This is a genomic window from Streptomyces regalis, from assembly GCF_001509475.1.
Lineage (GTDB): Bacteria > Actinomycetota > Actinomycetes > Streptomycetales > Streptomycetaceae > Streptomyces > Streptomyces regalis.
Map to the genome: position 1 here is coordinate 11,578 of NZ_LLZG01000011.1, position 19,019 is coordinate 30,596.

Consider the following 19,019-nt stretch of genomic DNA (forward strand, 5'->3'; position numbering starts at 1 on the left):
GAGCGATGACCGAAGCCACGATCACCGACGAGTGCACCTGCGGCGGCGCCTGCCGCGGCGGCCACGACGAGCGCCTCGCCCCGGCCCCCGTGCACAACCCGCCCGGCCGCACCGTCCTCGACTACCGCGTCGGCGAGTACGGCTCCTTCCTGTCCGCCCTCCTCGACCGGCTCGCCTCACCGGCGTACCCGGCACTGGACGGCCTCACCGTCCGCACCCCGGACGACCCGGCAATCGGCCTCCTTGACGCCACCGCCGTCCTCGGCGACCTGCTCACCTTCCACTCCGAGCGCATCGCCGACGAGGCCTACATCCGTACGGCCAACGAGCACCGCTCCCTGGTCCTGCTCGGCCGCCTCGTCGGCCACCGCCCGCGCCCCGGCGTCGCCGCCGCCACCCATCTGGCGTACACCTTGGAACGCGACCCGCGCGCCGAGGCGCTGCCGGTCACCATTCCGCGCGGCGCCCGCAGCCATAGCGTGCCGGCATCGGCCGACGAGCAGTCCCTGACCTTCGAGACCAGCCGCGACCTGACGGCCCGCTGGGACTGGAACGAGCTGAAGGTACGCCGTCGGCGCCCCTCCATGGTCACGCCCGAGGACCTGGAGCGCCGCTCGGAGATCTTCGTCGAGGGAACGGCGAACTCCCTCAAGACCGGCGATCAGTTGCTCTTCGTCTTCGGTGAACAGGCTGGCGGTAAACGCAAGTTGCTGCCCGTCGCCAAGGCGCGCGTGGACCGGGACGACGAGATCACGGCGATCTCCCTGCCGACGTCGGCCCCGCCGACCCTGAAGGAGCTTGTCGACGAGGTGCGGCGCTGGACCGCGACGCCGGCCGCTCCGGGGGAGCCCGGCGACGAGCCGCCGACGCCGGAGGTGCCGAACCCGAGGCCGGTGAGTCGGCTGATCGAGGACTTCGAGGACCAGGTTCTGGAGCCGCTGCGGGAGGACCTGGGCGGCATCAAGACGCCCGAGCGGCTTGCGGCCCGTCTTGCGGAGCCTGTGGCGCGGCTGGGAGAGGCGCAGGTGCTGGCTGAGCCTTACGAGGACGTCGCGGCATGGTTTGAGCAGTTGGAGGCGGTGCTGGCGGAACTTGGTGAGCGAGCACTGGAGTTGGCGCCTGCGCAGACAGAGAGTGCCGCGGAGAGTGGTCGGTCGTCTGCGGCGCCGTCGGGGCTGGCCGCGCCCACGCGGCGGAGCCGCATATTGACACGGCCCGCGCCCCTTAGCGGCGATTCGCGCGCCGCTGCCCTTCACGCCCTGGGCGCTGTCCTACCCGCCCTACGCACCTCAACCCCCAGCCCCCGTTACGGCACCGGCCGCCAGCGCCCCGGCAGCGACACCGCTCGCCTGCTCTCCGCCCTCAACCCCGGTCTCGGCACCCTCTACCCGGCGTGGCGGACAGCCGCCGCCCCCGCCACCCCCCAGCTCCTGCGCGAACTCCTCGCCATGCGTGTCACCGCCGCCCCCTTCGGCGCCACGGCCCCGCTCAAGCCCGTCCAGGACGACCGCGGGCGGGTCATCCGCACCGCCGACTGGCCGCTCACGGGTGCGGTGCTGGCGAGCATGCGCGTCGTGTACGACACGGCGGGCAGGACGCCGGTCCGGGCCGAGTTCCAGTACGTCGAGGGCAGCAGCTCCGACCAGCGGGCCGAGAACCTGAACGTCGCCCAGCCGGTGACCTTCCCGCTCGGCACGGGCCAGGTCGAGCTGTCGGTGCGCTCCAGCCAGGACCGCGACCTCAACTGGCTCAACCGCCGCCCCACCGACTCCCAGGAACCCGGCGTCACGGCCCGCCTCCACTCGGGTCTGCCCGAGCGCACGCTGTTCGTGTCCCGGCCGGACGACGAGGGCCTGGTCCACGTCGGCGTCCACAACGGCACGTCGGAGCAGATCGCGCTGCGGCCGAACGCGACCGAGCAGTTCACGCACGGCGAGTACGAGGTCAGCCTCAAGTACACGGTGGGCACCACCGAGCCCAACGTCGAGGTCGTGATCGCCAGCAAGCCCGAGCCCCTCAACCGCCGCGTCCTCCAGCTGGACACGGTCCACACCGGCATCACGGTCGGCAGCTGGGTCGCGATCCAGCGCCCCGCCAAGGGCGCCCAGGGCGGCGTCCCCGGTGACGCCAAGCTCGCGTCCGTCACCACCCAGGTCGTCGCGGCGCGTACGGCGGCGTACACCAACTACGGAATCACCGGGCGCGGCACCGAACTCACCCTCGCCGACCCGTGGTTGGACGAGTTCGACGTCCTGCTCTCGCACATCCGCGACACCACCGTCCACGCGGCCGGCGAGCCGCTCCGCCTCGCCGACGAACCGCTCGGCGAGGACGTCCATGGCAATGAGATCGAACTCGCCACGCTGTACGACGGGTTGCGGCCCGGACGGACGCTCATCGTCAGCGGCGAGCGCAGCGACATCCCGGGTACGGCGGGGGTACAGGCCACCGAGGTCGTCACGATCGCCGCGGCGGACCCGGCCGTCGACCCCCAGCTCCCCGGCGATCACGTGCATACCCGCCTGATCCTGACCGCCGACCTCGCCCACCGCTACCGCCGCGAGACGGTCAGGATCCTCGGCAACGTCGTCGAGGCCACCCACGGCGAGAGCCGCGAGGAGGCCATCGGCAGTGGTGACTCGGACCGGGTGAACCAGACGTTCGCGCTGTGGCAGTCCCCGCTCACCTGGCTCGCCGACGACAACCCCCTCGGCGCCACCCCGGTGCTGGAGGTCCGGGTCGACGGCGTCCTGTGGCACGAGGTCGACAGCCTCGCCGGACGCGGCCCGGGCGAGCAGGTCTACATCACCGGCTCCACCGCCGACGGCGGTACGACGGTGACGTTCGGCGACGGCATCAACGGCGCCCGCCTGCCGAGCGGCCACGAGAACATCCGCGCCCGCTACCGCTTCGGCACCGGCAAGGCCGCGAACGTCGCCGCCGACCGGATCACCCAGCCCCTCACCCGTCCGCTGGGCGTCACCCAGGTGACCAACCCGCGCCCGGCCAAGGGCGGCGCGGACGCGGACGGCCCCGGCCTGACCCGCCGTACGATCCCGCTCGCCGTGTCGGCCCTTGACCGCCTGGTCTCCGCGTCCGACTACGAGGACTTCGCCCGCTCCCGCGCCGGCATCGGCCGGGCCGCCGCACGCGAACTCTTCGACGGCCGGCGGCGCGTGCTGCACGTGACGGTCGCGGGCACGGACGACGTGCCGATCGACGGCGACTCGGACACGCTCAGGGCCCTGCGCGGCGCGCTGACCGAGTACGGGGACCTCAACCTCCCCGTCCGGGTGGACGTACGTGAGCTGGTCCTGCTGCTCGTCGCCGCCAAGGTGAAGGTCGCCCGCGACCACGCCTGGGAAGTCGTCCAGCCGCGCCTGCGTCAGGCACTGCTCCGCCGACTCGGCTACGAGGGACGGGAGTTGGGCCGACCGGCTCGCCTCTCGGACGTCCTGGCCACGGCCCACTCCGTGCCCGGCGTCGACTACATCGACGTCGACGTCTTCACCGGCGTCCCCGCGTCCGCGACGCCCGAGGAACTCACCGGGATCCTCACCGACCCCGGCCCTCCGAAGGCGTCGGTCCCGGCGCACCCGGCGACGTACGACGAGAAGGTCCACACCGTCCGCGCCGCGAACGGCGAGACGCTGTCGGAGATCTGCGCCAAGTACGGGGTCCCGCTCGCCGAACTCCTGCGCCTGAACCCCGACATCACCGACACCCGCCGCCTGGCGAAGGGCCGGTCGGTGTTCGTCTTCCGTGGTATCCGCCCGGCCCAGCTCGCACTGCTGTCGCCGAAGGCCGCGGACACCCTGATTCTGACGGAGGTCAAGTGATGTCCCCGGACGTCCAGTTCGACACGGCCGCCCCGGCGACGACATCCAGGGAGCCGGATGGCCTCGCCGCGCTGCTGCCCCGCTGGCACCTGCTGCGCGACGCCGAGGAGGGCGAGCCGCTGCGCGCGCTGCTCGCGGTGATCGCCGAGCAGCTCGACCGGGTCCGCGACGGCGTCCAGCAGGGCTACGAGGACCTGTTCGTGGAGACGGCGGCGCCCTGGGTGCTGCCGTATCTCGGCGACCTGGTCGGCTACCGTACCCTGCCCGGCTACGAGCGCGTCCTCACGACCGGCCTGCACGAGGGTGGCCGAGCCGCCCTCGCCGAGGCCGTCGCCCCGCGCGCCGACGTCGCCGCGACGGTCGCCAACCGCCGCCGCAAGGGCACCCTCCACCTCCTGGAGGAACTCGCCGACCAGGTCACCGGCTGGCCCGCCCGCGCCGTCGAGCTCTCCCGGCAGGTCTCCCACACCCAGCCCGTGAAGCTGTACGGCGACACCGGCGTCCACCGCGGCGAGCGCGGCCGTCTCGTCGACCTGCGCGACAACTCCGCCCTCGACCTCGCGGGCGGCCCCTTCGGCGCGACGGCCCGCACGGTGGACGTCCGCCGCGCCAACTCCCGTCACCGCCAGGGGGGTCTGACCCCGGCCGGGGTCGCACTCTTCGTCTGGCGGCTGAAGGCGCACTCGCTCACCCAGTCCCCGGCGTACTGCATCGACCGCGCCCGCAACCTCTACACCTTCTCGATCCTGGGCAACGACACCCCGCTGGTCACCAAGCCGTTCCCGGAGCCGTCGCCCACGCACATCGCGACCGTCGACAACGTCCCGGCGTTCATCACCCGCCGCCAACTCCACGACCGGCTCACCGACTACTACGGCCCCGGCAAGAGCCTCGTCATCCGGCGCGACGGCGAGGACCAGCCGGTGCCGCCGTCGGACATCGTGGTCGCGGACCTCTCCGACTGGCGTTACCGGCCCAAGCGCGGACAGGTGGCCGTGGACCCGGAGCTGGGCCGGATCGCGTTCGGGTCGCGGTCGGCGCCCCGTCAGGGCGTCTGGGTGGACTACCACTACGCGTCCGCGGCCGACATGGGCGGCGGCGAGTACGACCGCCCCGACCGCGAGCCGCGTCCCGAGGCGGAGGTCTACCGTGTCGGCCCCGGACAGCCGTACCGCCAGATCATGGACGCCTACCGGGCCTGGCAGCACGACCGCCGCGCCGACCGGACCGGCCCCGCCGGCATCATCGAGATCACCCACAGCGGCGCCTACCAGGAGCAGCTGGACTTCGACCTCGACCCCGGCGACCGCCTCGAAGTCCGGGCCGCCGAGGGCACCCGCCCGGTGATACGCCTGCTCGACTGGTACAGCAACCGCCCCGACGCCCTCAACATCCGCGCGGTGTCCGAGGACTGCGCCCCGCACGAGCGTCCGCGCATCGTCCTCGACGGCCTGCTGGTCGCCGGACGCGGCATCAACGTCACCGGCCCCGTGGGCGCCGTCGTCGTACGGCACTCCACGCTCGTGCCCGGCTGGTCGCTGGAGCCCGAGTGCGATCCGCACTCGCCCGAGGAGCCCAGCATCGTCCTGGAACGCTCGACCGCGTGCCTCCAGGTCGAGCACAGCATCCTCGGCACGATCGAGGTCATCGGCGACGAGGTGAGCGAGGAGCCCCTCGACATCCACCTGCGCGACAGCATCCTCGACGCGACGGGCAGTGACCGCGAGGCCCTGTCCGCACCGGACTGCCGCCACGCCCACGCCGTACTGCATCTGCACCGCACCACCGTGATCGGCGAGATCCACACGCACGCCGTGAAGATCGCCGAGAACTCGGTCTTCACCGGCCGGCTGCACGTGGCCCGGCGCGGCATCGGGTGCATGCGGTACTCGTATGTGCCGGCCGGGTCGCGCACCCCGCGCCGGTACCGCTGCCAGCCCGACCTGGCCGGGCCCGAACAGGCCGGTCGCGTAAGGCCGTTGTTCACCTCCGAGCGCTACGGGACGCCCTGGTACGGGCTGCTCGCGGACCGATGCGCCGAGGAGATCCGGCGCGGCTCGGACGACGGCGCCGAGATGGGCGCCTCCCACGACCTGTACCGGCCGCAGCGCGAGGACGGCCTCAGGGCTCGGCTCGCGGAGTACACCCCGGCGGGCACGGACGCCGGGATCTTCTTCGTGACGTGAGCCGCACCCACCGACTTTGCGAACCCGCACTTTCCTGAACCAGGGGGACCCCCTTCATGCACGCTGACCTCTCCCGCCTCACGTTCCGCCCGCAGCGGCGCTACTCGGCGGTCATCGCCCAGCAGGGGCGCGTCCAGCTCGACGCGGACATCAACGAGCAGACCGCGATCCAGCTGCACCAGGCCCGCACGCTCGCTGCCGATCTGATCGGCCGGTACGGCGGTCCCGCGCGGGACGCGGGCTTCAAGGTCGACTACGTGGGCGGCAAGCACGACATCGACACGCTGCACATCCATGGCGGCCGCTACTACGTCGACGGCATCCTGCTCGACGCGACCCGTCCGGCGCCCGGCGTGCCCGTCCCGGACGACGACGCCGACGAGCAGGAGCAGGAGACCGCCGCCCCGCCCGCGTACTGGACCTACTGGGACCAGCCCGACGGCTTCCGCGACCCGGAGAAGCCCGGCGACCGGCTGCCCTCGCCCGCCACGTCGCCGTTCGTGGTCTACCTGAAGGTGTGGGAGCGGGCGGTCTCCGCCGCCGAGGACCCGACGCTGCGCGAGGTCGCGCTCGGCGCGGCGATGCCGGACACGGCCGCCCGTGTGAAGGTCGTCTGGCAGGTGCTGCCGCTGTCTCTGGCCGCGCTGGAGATCGAGGAGAGCGAGCCGTCCAAGGCGGTCGTCCGGGCCGCCTTCGACAACTGGGCCAAGAAGCAGGCCACGCCCACCGCACGCCTCGCCGCCCGCAGCGAACGGCCCGACCACGCCGACGAGGACCCCTGCCTGGTCAAGCCGGACGCCCGCTACCGCGGCCAGGAGAACCAGCTGTACCGCGTCGAGGTCCACGCGGGCGGCGAGGCGAAGGACGCCACCTTCAAGTGGTCCCGCGAGAACGGCTCGGTGGTCTTCCCGGTCGACGAACTCGACGGAACCTGGGTGCAGTTGGCGTCCCTCGGGCACGACGACAAGCTGGACCTGGACGTCGGTGACCACGTGGAGCTCACCGACACCGCCTACGCCTCCCGCCTCGAACCGCTGCCCCTGCTCCGGATCGAGGAACTGGACCTGCCGGGCCGCCGGGTGCGCCTGAGCGCCGAGCCCGACCAGGCCGTGGGACGGCTGCCCCACCTCAACCCGTTCCTGCGCCGCTGGGACCACCACGAGGGACCGAAGCGCAAGGGCCGTACGACGGCACTGAAGGGCGGCGCGGTCCCGGTCGCGGAAGGGGAGTGGCTGCCGCTGGAGGACGGGGTCGAGGTGTACTTCGCCAAGGGCGCCACCTACCGCACCGGCGATCACTGGATCATCCCCGCCCGCACCGCCACCGGCAGCGTCGAGTGGCCCACCGACCCGGCACGCCGCCCGCTGCTGCGCGGCCCCTTCGGCATCGTCCGCAGCTTCGCGCCGCTGGCCCTCGTCAAGGGCGAGGGCGGCACCGTCGACCTGCGCCTCGCCTTCAACCCGCTGGCCAGCAGCATCCCGGCCGCGGACGAGGCGACGCTCGCGGCGGAGGAACAGGCGCGCCGCGAGGAGCAGTTGGCGGAGGACCCGTCGGGCGGGAGGTCGCAGACCACCGCGGATGCGGAGGCGTCGGCGGAGGGAGACGAGTAATGGCCAGGCCCCTGAGCGCGTCCAAGATGGTGGAGATCCTCCGCGCGGAGGGTCTGACGGTCCACGAGGTGCGCAGCTGGCGCACCCACAACCGCAACAGCAAGGGCGCCTGGGGCCCGGTGAACGGTGTGATGATCCACCACACCGTCACCAAGGGCACCGAGGCGTCGGTCAGCATCTGCTACAACGGCTACTCCGGCCTGCCGGGCCCGCTGTGCCACGGCGTCATCGACAAGAAGGGCCACGTCCACCTCGTCGGCAACGGCCGCGCCAACCACGCCGGCCTCGGCGACAGCGACGTCCTGCGCGCCGTGATCAACGAGTCGAAGCTGCCGCACGACAACGAGGCCGACACCGACGGCAACGCCCGCTTCTACGGCTTCGAGTGCATCAACCTCGGCGACGGCAAGGACCCCTGGCCCGAGGCGCAGAAGGAGGCCATCGAGAAGGTCTCGGCCGCGATCTGCCGCCACCACGGCTGGAGCGAGCGCTCGGTCATCGGTCACAAGGAGTGGCAGCCGGGCAAGACCGACCCGCGCGGCTTCACGATGGACGGGATGCGCAAGCGCATCGCGCAGCGGCTGAAAGGCGGCGGCGGTGGCGGTGAGCCCGCCCCCGACCCGAAGCCCGTGCCCAAGCCGAAGTTCGTGCCGTTCCCCGGCAGCGGCTTCTTCCACATCGGTCAGAAGTCCCCGATCATCACCGCCATGGGCCGCCGCCTGGTCGCCGAGGGCTGCGGCCGCTACGAGGAGGGCCCGGGCCCCGAGTGGACCGAGGCCGACCGCCGCTCCTACGCCGCCTGGCAGCACAAGCTCCACTTCAAGGGCAAGGACGCGGACGGCATCCCCGGCAAGGTCAGCTGGGACAAGCTGAAGGTGCCTGACGTGGGCTGAGTGAACGGCCCCACCGGAGCCGCCCTGAATACCCCGAGGAGGTATTCAGGGCGGCTCCGGCTTGTGTGACGGGTCTTGCTCGGCATCGGAAAACAAGTCACACTGGTACCGAACGAATGGTCGGTTGGGAAGCCGTGAAGCCGTGAAGCCGGAAGTCGGAAGCTGGTATCGATGACGGAGCAGCTGCAGGAGCACTTCGATGCGACGATCTCGCGCGACCAGCGGATCGAGCCGCGGGACTGGATGCCGGACGGGTACCGCAAGACGCTGATCCGCCAGATCGCGCAGCACGCCCACTCGGAGATCATCGGCATGCAGCCGGAGGGCGAGTGGATCACGCGCGCACCGTCGCTGCGCCGCAAGGCGATCCTCTTCGCCAAGGTGCAGGACGAGGCCGGACACGGCCTGTATCTGTACTCGGCGGCGGAGACCCTGGGCGCCGACCGCGCGGACCTGACGAACCGGCTGATCGAGGGCCGCCAGAAGTACTCGTCGATCTTCAACTACCCGACCATGAGCTTTGCCGACGTCGGTGTGATCGGCTGGTTCGTGGACGGCGCGGCGATCTGTAACCAGGTGCCGCTGTGCCGGTCGTCGTACGGGCCGTACGCGCGCGCGATGGTGCGGATCTGCAAGGAGGAGTCGTTCCATCAGCGGCAGGGCTTCGAGCTGCTGATGACGATGATGCGCGGCACCGAGGCCCAGCGCGAGATGGTGCAGGACGCCGTGAACCGCTGGTGGTGGCCGTCCCTGATGATGTTCGGCCCGCCCGACGACTCCTCGCCCAATTCCGCGCAGTCGATGGCCTGGAAGATCAAGCGGCACAGCAACGACGAGCTGCGCCAGCGGTTCGTGGACATGACCGTTCCGCAGGCCGACAAGCTCGGCGTCACACTGCCCGACCCGGAACTGCGCTGGAACGCCGAGCGCGGCCACCACGACTTCGGCACCCCCGACTGGGACGAGCTGATGCGGGTCATCAAGGGCGACGGCCCGTGCAACGACCAGCGGATGGAGCGGCGCAGGAGCGCCCACGAGGAGGGCGCCTGGGTGCGCGAGGCGGCCACCGCCCATGCCGCCAAGCAGGCGGCCCGTGCGGAGAAGGGAGCGGTGGCATGACCGCCGAGAAGCAGGACTGGCCGCTGTACGAGGTGTTCGTGCGCGGCAAGCGCGGCCTCAACCACGTCCACGTGGGGTCGCTGCACGCCGCCGACGACCGGATGGCGCTCACCCACGCGCGCGACCTGTACACGCGCCGCAACGAAGGCGTCAGCATCTGGGTGGTGCGCTCGGAGCACATCGCCGCCTCGACCCGCGACGAGAAGGATCCGTTCTTCGCGCCCAGCGCCGACAAGGTCTACCGCCACCCGACCTTCTACGACATCCCCGACGACGTCCCGCACATCTGAAGGAGAGGGCATGAGTGACGACCACGTCTACATGACCCTCGCCGAGGGACACGAGGACGACACCCGCTGGGCCTACGGCACCGGCTTCGAGGACCCGCTGCACGGCGTGGACACCACGGTGCCCGAGGGCATCGACGCCGGTGAACTGGCGGCCCTGTGCGTCGCGCTGGCCGACGACGCCCTGGTCTCGGCCCAGCGCCTGGCCGAGTGGATCACCCGCGCCCCCGAGCTGGAGGAGGAGGTGGCGCTCGCCAACATCGGCCTCGACCTCCTCGGCCAGGCCCGCCTGCTGTACTCCCGCGCCGGCCAGGTCGACGGCACCGGACGCGACGAGGACGCCTACGCCTACGTCCGGGACGCCGGCGACTTCCACAACGTACGCTTGGCCGAACTGCCGAACGGCGACTTCGCGTTCGCGATCGTGCGGCTGCTGGTGCTGTCCAGTTGGCGCCTCGCGCACTTCGAGCAGCTGGCGTCGCACCCGGACCCCGTGCTGGCGGCGATCGCCACGAAGGGCGTTAAGGAGCTGGCCTACCACCGGCAGTACGCGGCGGAATGGGCGGTGCGCCTGGGCGACGGCACGCAGGAGTCGCACCGGCGGATGCGCCGCGCCCAGGAGCAAGTGGCCCCCTACCTGGGCGAGTTGTTCACCGCCTGCGACGTACGGGACGAGGTCGTGACGGTCCTGCGCCAGGTCACCGAGGCCGCCGGACTGCCCATGCCGGTGTACCGGCCGCTGCCCGGATCCGGCCGCGACGGCGAGCACACCGAGCATCTCGCGCCGCTGCTGGCCGAGTTGCAGGGTGTGGCCCGCGCCCATCCGGAGGCGACATGGTGACCACCCTGCTCGACGCACGGCGCGCCCGGCACGTCGCCGAAGGGGTGCCGGACCCCGAGCTGCCCATGCTCACCCTGGCCGACCTGGGCGTCCTGCGGGGCGTCGAGCTGACCGAGGACGGCACGGTGGTCGCGCGCCTGACCCCGACCTACTCGGGCTGCCCGGCCATGGCCGAGATGCGGGCGGACGTCGCGGCGCGGCTGCGCGAGGCGGGGTACGCGCGTGTGGAGATCCGTACGGTCCTCGACCCGCCCTGGACCAGCGACTGGATCACCCCGGCCGGCCGCCGCAAGCTCGCCGAGCACGGCATCGCCCCGCCCGGCCCCGCACCCCGCGGCGGCCCCGTCCCGCTCGTGCTGTCACCCACCCGGCACGCGGTGACCTGCCCGCGCTGCGGCTCGGCGGACACCGAGGAGACCTCCCGCTTCGCCGCCACGTCCTGCAAGGCGCTGTGGCGCTGCCGCACCTGCCGCGAGCCGTTCGAGTACGTCAAGGAGATCTGAATGGAAGGCCTGAGGGAAGCACAGACGGCTGCCGCGGTACGCCCGCGCACCCGCCGCCGTCCGGCCTTCCACGCCCTGCGCGTCGCCGCCGTGACGCCCCTGTGCGCGGACGCGGTCGCCGTCGGCTTCGACATCCCGGCGGAGCTGGCCGAGGAGTTCGCCTTCGAGCCCGGTCAGTCGCTGACGTTGCGGCGCGAGGTCGACGGGCGGGACGAGCGGCGGTCGTACTCGATCTGTTCGCCGGTCGGGTCGAGTCCGCGTATCGGCGTACGGGTCGTGCCCGGCGGCCTGTTCTCGTCCTGGCTGGTCGACGACGTACGTCCCGGCGACACCGTCGAGGTGATGGCCCCCACCGGCGCCTTCACGCCCGACCTCACCACGCCCGGCCATCACGTGCTGATCGCGGCGGGCTCCGGCATCACGCCCATGATGTCCATCGCCGAGTCCGTCCTGGCCGCCGACTCCCGCTCGACGGTCACTCTCTTCTACGGCAACCGCCGCACCGACACGGTGATGTTCGCCGACGAGCTGGCGGACCTGAAGGACCTCTATCCGGCCCGGTTCCAGCTGGCGCACGTGCTGTCCCGCGAGCCGCGGGAGGCCGAGGTGCTTTCCGGCCGTATCGACGCCGACCGGCTGTCGACGCTCATCGACGCGCTGGTCGACGCACGGAGTGCCGACCATTGGTGGCTGTGCGGCCCGCACGGCATGGTCCGGGACGCACAGCGGGTGCTGGAGGGACTCGGCGTCCCGGCGGAGCGGGTGCACCAGGAGCTGTTCTACGCCGACGACGAGCCGGTACGGGAGGCGCACCACGAGGAGGCCGGCCCGACGGGCCCCGTCAGCGAGGTCACCATCACCCTCGACGGCCGTTCCACCACCGCCGCCCTGCCGAGGGAGCGGACCGTCCTCGATGGCGCCCAACGCAGCCGCCCCGACCTGCCGTTCGCCTGCAAGGGCGGCGTCTGCGGCACCTGCCGGGCCCTGGTCACCGACGGCAAGGTGGACATGCGGCGCAACTTCGCGCTGGAGCCGGCCGAGGTGGATGCGGGCTACGTGCTGACCTGCCAGTCGTACCCGGTGTCCGAGACGTTGACGGTCGACTACGACAGCTGAGCCGAGCGTCCGCGCCGCGGTGTCGACCATGTGTTCTCGGACAGCCCGGACAGACGGGTCAGCAGTTCTGCCGAGAGCCTGAAGCCCACGGACATCAACGCGGCGTCGAATCGAGACGGTGGACCATTCCCGGATGATCCCGTATGCGTACGTGCGTTCGCATGTGGGTTTTCCGCGGCGCCCATGGCGGCGAACACGGCGTCGAACACGGTTTTCCTCACGCGTCGCACTAGTCATATGTGCGGAAATTCGGCGGGTATCGCTCGCGGTTCGGCCGGGCATCGTTAGTTGGCGGGGTTTGAGGGTGAGAGGGGAACAATGCCGTCGTCGTCGATGCGGTTGACCGATGCACAGTCACAGCCGGTGCTCAGTCCGCCGGCGCCTGTCGCCGTCTTCCTGGTGGTCACGATCGAGCCGGGCGGCGAGCCCGAGGTGCGCGATCTGCTCGCCGGGCTCGCGGGACTGGTACGGGCCGTCGGATTCCCCAGTCCCGACGGCGGCCTGTGCTGCGTCGCCGGTGTGGGGTCCACGGCCTGGGACCGGCTGTTCGGTGACCCGCGCCCCCAGGAGCTGCACCCCTTCAAGGAGCTGGAAGGGGCACGACACCGTGCCGTGTCGACCCCCGGCGACCTGCTCTTCCATATCCGTGCCGCCCGCACGGACCTGTGCTTCGCCCTGTCCGCCGAGATCATGAAGCGGCTGCGCGACGCGGTCACCGTCCAGGACGAGGTCCAGGCCTTCGCCTACTTCGACTCGCGCAACGTCCTCGGCTTCGTCGACGGCACCGAAAACCCGGTCGGCCAGGCGGCGGCCGAGGCGGCGGTCGTCGGTGACGAGGATCCCGCGTTCAGCGGCGGAAGCTACGCGATCGTGCAGAAGTACCTGCACGACGTGGACGCCTGGGAGGCCCTGGCGGTCGAGGCCCAGGAGAAGGTGATCGGCCGCTCCAAGCTGACCAACATCGAACTCGACGTGCCCGGCTCCCACAAGGACGTGAACACGGTCACCGGCCCGGACGGGGAGGAGCCGGAGATACTGCGCGGCGCCATGCCGTTCGGCAGGCCCGGGCACGGCGAGTTTGGCACGTACTTCATTGCCTATGCCCGCACGCCCGAGATACCCGAGGCCATGCTGCGGAAGATGTTCCTGGGCGGCCCGGAATCCGGCCCCGACCCGATCCTCGACTACTCGCAGGCCGTCACCGGAACCCTCTTCTTCATCCCACCGGTCGCTTTCCTCGAGTCGATCCAGGAAAGGTCCGTGACGGACTGAACCCGCCCACGACGAGAACGCGAGGAGGGGGCAGAGCGAGGAGGAGGTCAGGGGCGCTCTGCGGCGCACTCCGCGTCCCGCTCCTTCAGGCGGGCCGCCTCCTTGCGGACCTCGGCCTGGGTGGCGCGCTCCTTCTGCAGCCACTCGGGCTGCTCCTGCTTCAGCGCCTCGATCTGCTCGGTGGTGAGGGGCTCCGTGACACCGCCGCGGGCCAGGCCCGCGATGGAGACGCCGAGCTTCGCCGCGACCACCGGGCGGGGGTGCGGGCCGTCGCGTCGCAGGTCGCGCAGCCACTGAGGCGGGTCGGCCTGCAGCGCGTTCAGTTCCGCGCGCGTGACGACACCTTCCCGGAATTCGGCGGGGGTGGCTTCGAGGTACACACCCAGCTTCTTGGCCGCGGTCGCGGGCTTCATGGTCTGGGTGCTTTGGTGCGACGTCATGGTCCCAAGGGTATCGACTGGGTGAACCGCCGCCGACCACGGCCGGTAACCTGGCCAGGTGACAGGCTCGGAAACATCCCCTTCGTCCTCGGAAGCAGCCGCTTCCTTCCGGCTCGCGTACGTCCCGGGAGTGACGCCCTCGAAGTGGGTGCGGGTCTGGAACGAGCGCTTCCCCGACGTCCCCCTGACCCTCCACGCGGCCACCGCCGCCGAGGCCTCCGACCTGCTGCGGAACGGCTCCGCCGACGCCGGTTTCGTACGGCTGCCGGTCGACCGTACGTTCTTCAGCGCGATCCCTCTCTACACCGAGACCACGGTCGTCGTCGTCCCCAAGGACCACGTCATCACGGCGGTGGAGGAGGTGACCACGGACGACCTGGCCGACGAGGTCGTCTTCCACCCCCTCGACGACGTCCTCGACTGGGAGCGGCCACCGGGGCAGCCCGCCTTCGAGCGGCCCGCGACCACCGCGGACGCCGTCGAGCTCGTCGCGGCGGGCGTCGGCCTGCTGGTCGTACCCCAGTCGCTGGCCCGTCTCCACCACCGCAAGGACCTCACCTACCGTCCGCTCGTGGACGCACCCCAGTCGAGCATCGCCCTGTCCTGGCCGGAGGACGCGACCACCGACCTGGTCGAGGACTTCATCGGCGTCGTCCGCGGCCGCACGGTCAACAGCACCCGGGGCCGCGCCACGTCCCAGACCCCGGCCGCCCCCGACCAGCCGAAGCGCAAGCGCCCCGAAGGCACCGGCAGCCCCCGCCGCCAGCCCGGAACCGGCCGGAGCCCCCGCGGCGGCTCCGGTGGCGCCAAGGGAACCAAGGGAGCCAAAAGCACCGGTCGAGGCAAGCCCCGCCGCCGGTCGTAGCGGACAGCCGACCGGCGACCGCGCACAGTTCATTCGGCGGCCCCTGTGAGCCTGCGCTCGAGGTCGCGCAGGTCCTTGCCGATGTTGGTGCGGACCTGCCGGGCCATGAGCGGCGCCGCCAGCCGGTAGAAGCCACCGTCGCCGCCGCGCACCCGGATGCGGGCGAGAGTGCCGTCCGGGTGCGGGTCGAAGCCGTAGGTGACGTGCATCGGCATCGGACCGGCCACGGACACCATGTCCAGCAGCCGCGGGAAGTCGTACGACGCCACGCGCAGCACGTAGTCGATGCGCCGGCCGAGGAAGTACGCCGTCCGCGTGACCTCGGCGCCGACCCCGAAGCCGCCCGCCTCGGCCTCGCGGGTCAGCTCCGCCGTACGGATGCCCTGCGTCCAGTCGGCGTCGTGGCGCCAGTCCATGGCGTACTCGGCCACCTGCTCGGGAGGGAGCGGGATCACCCGCTCCGCCGACACGTCGATCGTCATCGTGCCAGGATGACCGCGCCGGGCGTGCGCCGCACGTGCAGCAGGGCCCCGAGTGCCGAACCCGGGGCCCTTGGGTGGGCGGCGGCTCAGGGGGCGTACGTGGCCTGCTCCGCCGTACGCACGACCGTCTGCCCGTCCGTCTGGCTCAGCAGACCCGCGGTCACCCACGTGTTCACGGCGGACCGCACACGCGAGACCAGCACAGCCTTGCGGCTGAACGGCGCGCCGGCCCAGATCTCGTCCAGGAGCGTGGTGCCGTCGGACTTCGCGGGATTGGCGACGCCGGAGTCGGTGGTGCCGAAGACGATCCGGGGTTCGGAGCGCCGGAAATAGGCGTGGGTCGGGTCTTCGGTGCCCTCGAAGAACGGGGCGAACTCGGTGCCGGCCAGGGTGTAGTGGAGCGGTTTGCCGGACACTGGGGTGAGGGACGGCAGCAGGTCGCCGGAGAGCCCGGCGTTGCGGTACAGCCCCAGCTGGAGGTAGTCGGTCGAGGAACTGCGGCCGACCAGGTTGACCGGGCCGTAGAAGAGGGTCTGCAGGGACGGATCGTCGAGGGCCTTCTCGACCCGGAGCCGGAACGGGAGGGTGACGCGCACGGTGTCGCCGCCGGCCCAGGTCCGGGACACGGTGAAGTAGCTGCCCGCGGCCGGAGTGCCGCTGACGGCACTGCCGTTGACGGTCACCTTGAAGCCGCTTCTCGCCCAGGACGGCACGCGCAGCTTCAGCTCGAACGACGCGCTGCCCCCGCCGATGGTGATCGTGGAGCCCTGCTCCCTCGGGTAGTCCGTGCTCTGCGTGACCGTGACGCCCTTCTCGGCCCAGGTGAGTGTGGACGGGCTGTACAGATTGACGTACAGAGCGCTTCCGTCGGCCTTCTTGAAGTACACCGAGTCCTGGTACTTCGTGGCGCTCTCCATGCCGGTGCCCTCGCAGCAGGTCGTGCCCTGCTTGGGGGTGTAGTCGCGCACATGGCCGGGCTTCAGGCCGATGAAGTACGTGACGAGCGGCTTCTCCGCGTCGGCCTTGTCCTGTTTGGAGCCGAGCACCTGGTTGTACAGGGCCCGCTCGTAGTAGTCCATGTACTTCGGGTCCTGCTCGTGGAAGAACAGCATCCGGCTCAGCTTGAGCAGGTTGTGCGCGCAGCAGGTCTCGGCGTTGGTGTCGCTGATCGTGCCGGCGATGACCCCGCGGGCCTTCCAGAACTCGGCCGTGCTCGTCCCGCCGATGCCGTACATGCGCTGCGGGACGACCATGCCCCAGAAGTTCCTGGCAGCCGTGAGGTAGCGAGCCTCGCCCGTCGCGTCGTACAGCCGGACGTAACCGGTGAAGATCGGAATGTGCTGGTTGGCGTGCAGGCCGTCCAGGATGTCGGTGTTCGCGGCGCAGGCGTCTATGAGCCTGTCGAGGTCGAACAGCTTGGCCAGGGCGAGGTGTTCGGCCTTGCCGGTGATCGAGTGCAGGTCGACGATCGTCTCGACGATGCCGCCGAACTCGCCGCTGGAGAAGATGCCCCACATCCGCTGGAGGGTGGTGTCGGGCAGCTTGGACAGCCGGGAGTACATCCAGTCGCACATGCCGGACGCGAGGTCGAGGGCCCGGGCGTCATCGGTGGCGAGGTGGGCGTCCAGCAAGCCCTTGAGGATCTTGTGCGCGGTGTAGTACGGCGCCCACACCTTGGTGTAGTCCCCGCTGGTCATCGACTCCAGCTCGATGAACTGGGTCTCCGGGTACGCGGCGAGGAACCCGGGGTGGCTCGGCCCGCCCCAGGTGCGGCGCAGGGTGGCGGTCAGGCCGCGGCCGGAGGAGTCCGCGAACGTGCCGCCGCTGGTCTCGAAGAAGTCGTACGACGCCAGGTTGCCCCGGCCGGCCGCGGTCGCCGAGGCCCGGTTGCTCTGGAGCGCCGTGATCTCGGTGGCGGTCAGGGCCCGCGACCAGACGTTGAACTCGTCGAAGGCGCCCGCGAACACCGGGTCGCCGGAGAAGTTCGAGCGGCCGAGCCAGTTGTTCGTCAGGGTGCCCAGCGCCGACGGGTTCAGGGACATCGACGTGTTCGTGGCGACGGCCGTGCCGTTGACGTACAGCGTGCCGGTGCTGCCGCTGATCGTCACCGCCAGGTGGCTCCACTGGTTCAGCGGCAGCGCGGCGGTGCCGTCGAGACCCTGCTCGCCGCCGGGCCCGCTGGTGGTGAGGGCGAACCGGGGGACGCCGCCCGCGTTGCGCCCGGCCAGGTACATGTACCGGGTGTTGTTGTTGCCGAAGTCGAAGACGCGGGCCCAGTTGGCGTTGTGGGTGGGCTTCACCCAGGCCGACAGCGTGATCGCCGGGGCGCTGCCGAGCACGGCCGCCGGCAGGTCGACGTACTGGTACGAGCCGCGCACGTTCTCCTGGGCGGTCCCGAACTTCCCGGCGACGCTCAGCATCCGCGGGTCGCGGCGCAGCGCCTCGCGTACCTCGGTCAGCGCCCCGACCATGGTCTGGATCTTGTCGGCGTACGCCTGCTCCCCGGTGCTCGCGTACGCCTGCGACAGCATGCTCAGGAAGTGGCCGGTGTAGTGGCCGCGCAGATTGCCGTTGGCCTCGCCGTCCAGCCCCTCCCAGCCACCGGGGGCGACCGCGCCGCCCGTGGAGAGCCCGGCGTTGGCGCGGAAGACCTGCAGGAGCCGGTTCACGTCGTAGCCCCGGCCGTGATCGAGCATGAGCTGACGCTTGCTCGCGAAGATGCCCGGCTTGAGGGCCACGTCGTCGAGGGCGAAGGGCTGGACGGTCCAGGCGGCCGGGGCGACGGCCACCGCCTGAGCCCCCGGAACGGCGGCCGATGCCCGGCTCGTTGCCGCGAACGCGACCGCGGGGGTCGCCGCCGTCAGCGCCGCGGCCTGGAGAAGGGATCTTCTGGAGAGGGGCGGTGCCATGTGTGCTCCTCCACGAGGGTCAACGCGAGTCCGGTATTTCGAACAGTGTGCGGATGGTCGACCAGACGGTATGTGTGGGCTGAGGAGGCGTCAACGGTGCTGACGGGATTGGCGCTCAGGGACGGGCCGGGCGGGGAACGCGGGCCCGAGCGGGTCTGAAGGCCTTTCGTGAGGCTGTCGTGTGACCTGGCGATGTTGCGGGGCGGTCTCCCCATCGCCCTGAGGCCAGGAGGACTTGGCTGAAGGGAACCGCCTCGTGCGGTACAGCTTCCGGACGGCCGGGGCACGGTCCTTGCACACCTCGAAGCGCGAGCCTCCCCACTCCGCCGCCGTGAGCGTGCCGAGCAGCTCGGCGAGGTCCACCGGGTAAGGGACGGCGAAGTGCTCGGCGACGATCTCGGGCAGCGCCGTCATCTCGACGGACATGCCGTACACCAGGGCCAGCAGGAGGGTGGCGCACTGGAAGCGGATCGGCTGATGACCGGGGCTGCAGCGGACGCGGTCGTCGGCGGGCAGCAGTTTCAGGAACTCCGGATGGCACACATCGGGTCCCCGGCAGAGCGCGTGCAGCACGAGTCACCGGGTCGCCGGCCAGCGCACACCACCCAACTCGTCTGAGGAATCGCCAAGTTCGGCCAGCAGGGCGGGGGCCGGGGC

At 71.3% G+C, this 19,019-nt stretch carries 15 protein-coding genes and 1 pseudogene; 11 read left to right on the plus strand and 5 right to left on the minus strand.

Annotated features, from left to right (window positions below):
• Positions 1-5 precede the first annotated feature (5 nt).
• The 9 genes from ADL12_RS03280 (at position 6) to paaE (ending at position 12,394) form a co-directional block, all read left to right on the plus strand.
• Positions 6-3,839 carry a putative baseplate assembly protein gene (locus ADL12_RS03280; RefSeq protein WP_062698281.1) on the plus strand — a complete coding sequence of 1,278 codons (3,834 nt, stop codon included), beginning with the start codon at positions 6-8 and terminating at the stop codon, positions 3,837-3,839.
• Positions 3,839-6,025: a hypothetical protein gene (locus ADL12_RS03285; RefSeq protein WP_062698253.1), complete on the plus strand. Its 2,187-nt coding sequence runs from the start codon at positions 3,839-3,841 to the stop codon at positions 6,023-6,025. The genes ADL12_RS03280 and ADL12_RS03285 overlap by 1 nt, the downstream gene beginning before the upstream one ends.
• A gap of 56 nt (positions 6,026-6,081) precedes the next feature.
• Positions 6,082-7,635, plus strand: coding sequence for a DUF6519 domain-containing protein (locus ADL12_RS03290; protein ID WP_062698255.1), 1,554 nt, complete (start codon positions 6,082-6,084; stop codon positions 7,633-7,635).
• The gene (locus ADL12_RS03295; protein WP_062698257.1) at positions 7,635-8,528 is read left to right on the plus strand and encodes a peptidoglycan-binding protein; all 894 of its coding nucleotides are present in this window, start codon (positions 7,635-7,637) and stop codon (positions 8,526-8,528) included. The genes ADL12_RS03290 and ADL12_RS03295 overlap by 1 nt, the downstream gene beginning before the upstream one ends.
• A gap of 171 nt (positions 8,529-8,699) precedes the next feature.
• Entirely contained in the window at positions 8,700-9,647 is a 948-nt protein-coding gene (paaA, locus tag ADL12_RS03300) for a 1,2-phenylacetyl-CoA epoxidase subunit PaaA (protein ID WP_062698259.1), read from the plus strand.
• Positions 9,644-9,937, plus strand: a complete 294-nt coding sequence (paaB, locus tag ADL12_RS03305; RefSeq protein WP_062698261.1) for a 1,2-phenylacetyl-CoA epoxidase subunit PaaB — start codon at positions 9,644-9,646, stop codon at positions 9,935-9,937. Before paaA ends, paaB begins: the two co-directional genes overlap by 4 nt.
• A gap of 10 nt (positions 9,938-9,947) precedes the next feature.
• Complete coding sequence (gene paaC / locus ADL12_RS03310) at positions 9,948-10,775, plus strand: 1,2-phenylacetyl-CoA epoxidase subunit PaaC (protein WP_062698263.1); 828 nt, start codon at positions 9,948-9,950, stop codon at positions 10,773-10,775.
• On the plus strand, positions 10,769-11,278 hold the full coding sequence (gene paaD, locus ADL12_RS03315; protein ID WP_062698265.1) for a 1,2-phenylacetyl-CoA epoxidase subunit PaaD: 510 nt from the start codon (positions 10,769-10,771) through the stop codon (positions 11,276-11,278). The genes paaC and paaD overlap by 7 nt, the downstream gene beginning before the upstream one ends.
• On the plus strand, positions 11,279-12,394 hold the full coding sequence (paaE, locus tag ADL12_RS03320; RefSeq protein WP_062698267.1) for a 1,2-phenylacetyl-CoA epoxidase subunit PaaE: 1,116 nt from the start codon (positions 11,279-11,281) through the stop codon (positions 12,392-12,394).
• Between the two features lie 3 nt (positions 12,395-12,397).
• Here paaE and ADL12_RS55995 read toward each other — a convergent pair.
• Positions 12,398-12,579 (minus strand): annotated as a pseudogene (locus tag ADL12_RS55995) (hypothetical protein); the annotation flags it as partial.
• A gap of 133 nt (positions 12,580-12,712) precedes the next feature.
• On the opposite strand from ADL12_RS55995, the gene ADL12_RS03325 reads away from it, so the two are divergent.
• A complete protein-coding gene (locus tag ADL12_RS03325) occupies positions 12,713-13,666 on the plus strand; it encodes a Dyp-type peroxidase (RefSeq protein WP_062698269.1) in 954 nt (317 codons plus the stop codon).
• 47 nt (positions 13,667-13,713) lie between these two features.
• Here ADL12_RS03325 and ADL12_RS03330 read toward each other — a convergent pair whose 3' ends face one another.
• The gene (locus ADL12_RS03330) at positions 13,714-14,106 is read right to left on the minus strand and encodes a DUF5997 family protein (protein ID WP_062698271.1); all 393 of its coding nucleotides are present in this window, start codon (positions 14,104-14,106) and stop codon (positions 13,714-13,716) included.
• Positions 14,107-14,164: 58 nt separating this feature from the next.
• On the opposite strand from ADL12_RS03330, the gene ADL12_RS03335 reads away from it, so the two are divergent.
• Positions 14,165-14,971, plus strand: a complete 807-nt coding sequence (locus ADL12_RS03335) for a LysR family substrate-binding domain-containing protein (RefSeq protein WP_079051811.1) — start codon at positions 14,165-14,167, stop codon at positions 14,969-14,971.
• Between the two features lie 29 nt (positions 14,972-15,000).
• Here ADL12_RS03335 and ADL12_RS03340 read toward each other — a convergent pair whose 3' ends face one another.
• From ADL12_RS03340 to ADL12_RS03350, 3 genes are all read right to left on the minus strand, one after another.
• Positions 15,001-15,453, minus strand: coding sequence for an SRPBCC family protein (locus ADL12_RS03340; RefSeq protein WP_062698275.1), 453 nt, complete (start codon positions 15,451-15,453; stop codon positions 15,001-15,003).
• Positions 15,454-15,539: 86 nt separating this feature from the next.
• On the minus strand, positions 15,540-18,362 hold the full coding sequence (locus tag ADL12_RS03345) for a beta-L-arabinofuranosidase domain-containing protein (protein ID WP_062698277.1): 2,823 nt from the start codon (positions 18,360-18,362) through the stop codon (positions 15,540-15,542).
• Between the two features lie 90 nt (positions 18,363-18,452).
• The gene (locus ADL12_RS03350; protein ID WP_159053066.1) at positions 18,453-18,935 is read right to left on the minus strand and encodes a hypothetical protein; all 483 of its coding nucleotides are present in this window, start codon (positions 18,933-18,935) and stop codon (positions 18,453-18,455) included.
• Positions 18,936-19,019: the final 84 nt, after the last annotated feature.

Coding starts and splice junctions, on each gene's coding strand:
- ADL12_RS03290 (WP_062698255.1), top strand. CDS start 6,082: ATGCACGCTGACCTCTCCCGCCTCACGTTCCGCCCGCAGCGGCGCTAC.
- paaD (WP_062698265.1), top strand. CDS start 10,769: ATGGTGACCACCCTGCTCGACGCACGGCGCGCCCGGCACGTCGCCGAA.
- ADL12_RS03345 (WP_062698277.1), bottom strand. CDS start 18,362: ATGGCACCGCCCCTCTCCAGAAGATCCCTTCTCCAGGCCGCGGCGCTG.
- ADL12_RS03340 (WP_062698275.1), bottom strand. CDS start 15,453: ATGACGATCGACGTGTCGGCGGAGCGGGTGATCCCGCTCCCTCCCGAG.
- ADL12_RS03280 (WP_062698281.1), top strand. CDS start 6: ATGACCGAAGCCACGATCACCGACGAGTGCACCTGCGGCGGCGCCTGC.
- ADL12_RS03325 (WP_062698269.1), top strand. CDS start 12,713: ATGCCGTCGTCGTCGATGCGGTTGACCGATGCACAGTCACAGCCGGTG.
- ADL12_RS03285 (WP_062698253.1), top strand. CDS start 3,839: ATGTCCCCGGACGTCCAGTTCGACACGGCCGCCCCGGCGACGACATCC.
- ADL12_RS03295 (WP_062698257.1), top strand. CDS start 7,635: ATGGCCAGGCCCCTGAGCGCGTCCAAGATGGTGGAGATCCTCCGCGCG.
- ADL12_RS03330 (WP_062698271.1), bottom strand. CDS start 14,106: ATGACGTCGCACCAAAGCACCCAGACCATGAAGCCCGCGACCGCGGCC.
- paaB (WP_062698261.1), top strand. CDS start 9,644: ATGACCGCCGAGAAGCAGGACTGGCCGCTGTACGAGGTGTTCGTGCGC.
- paaE (WP_062698267.1), top strand. CDS start 11,279: ATGGAAGGCCTGAGGGAAGCACAGACGGCTGCCGCGGTACGCCCGCGC.
- paaA (WP_062698259.1), top strand. CDS start 8,700: ATGACGGAGCAGCTGCAGGAGCACTTCGATGCGACGATCTCGCGCGAC.
- paaC (WP_062698263.1), top strand. CDS start 9,948: ATGAGTGACGACCACGTCTACATGACCCTCGCCGAGGGACACGAGGAC.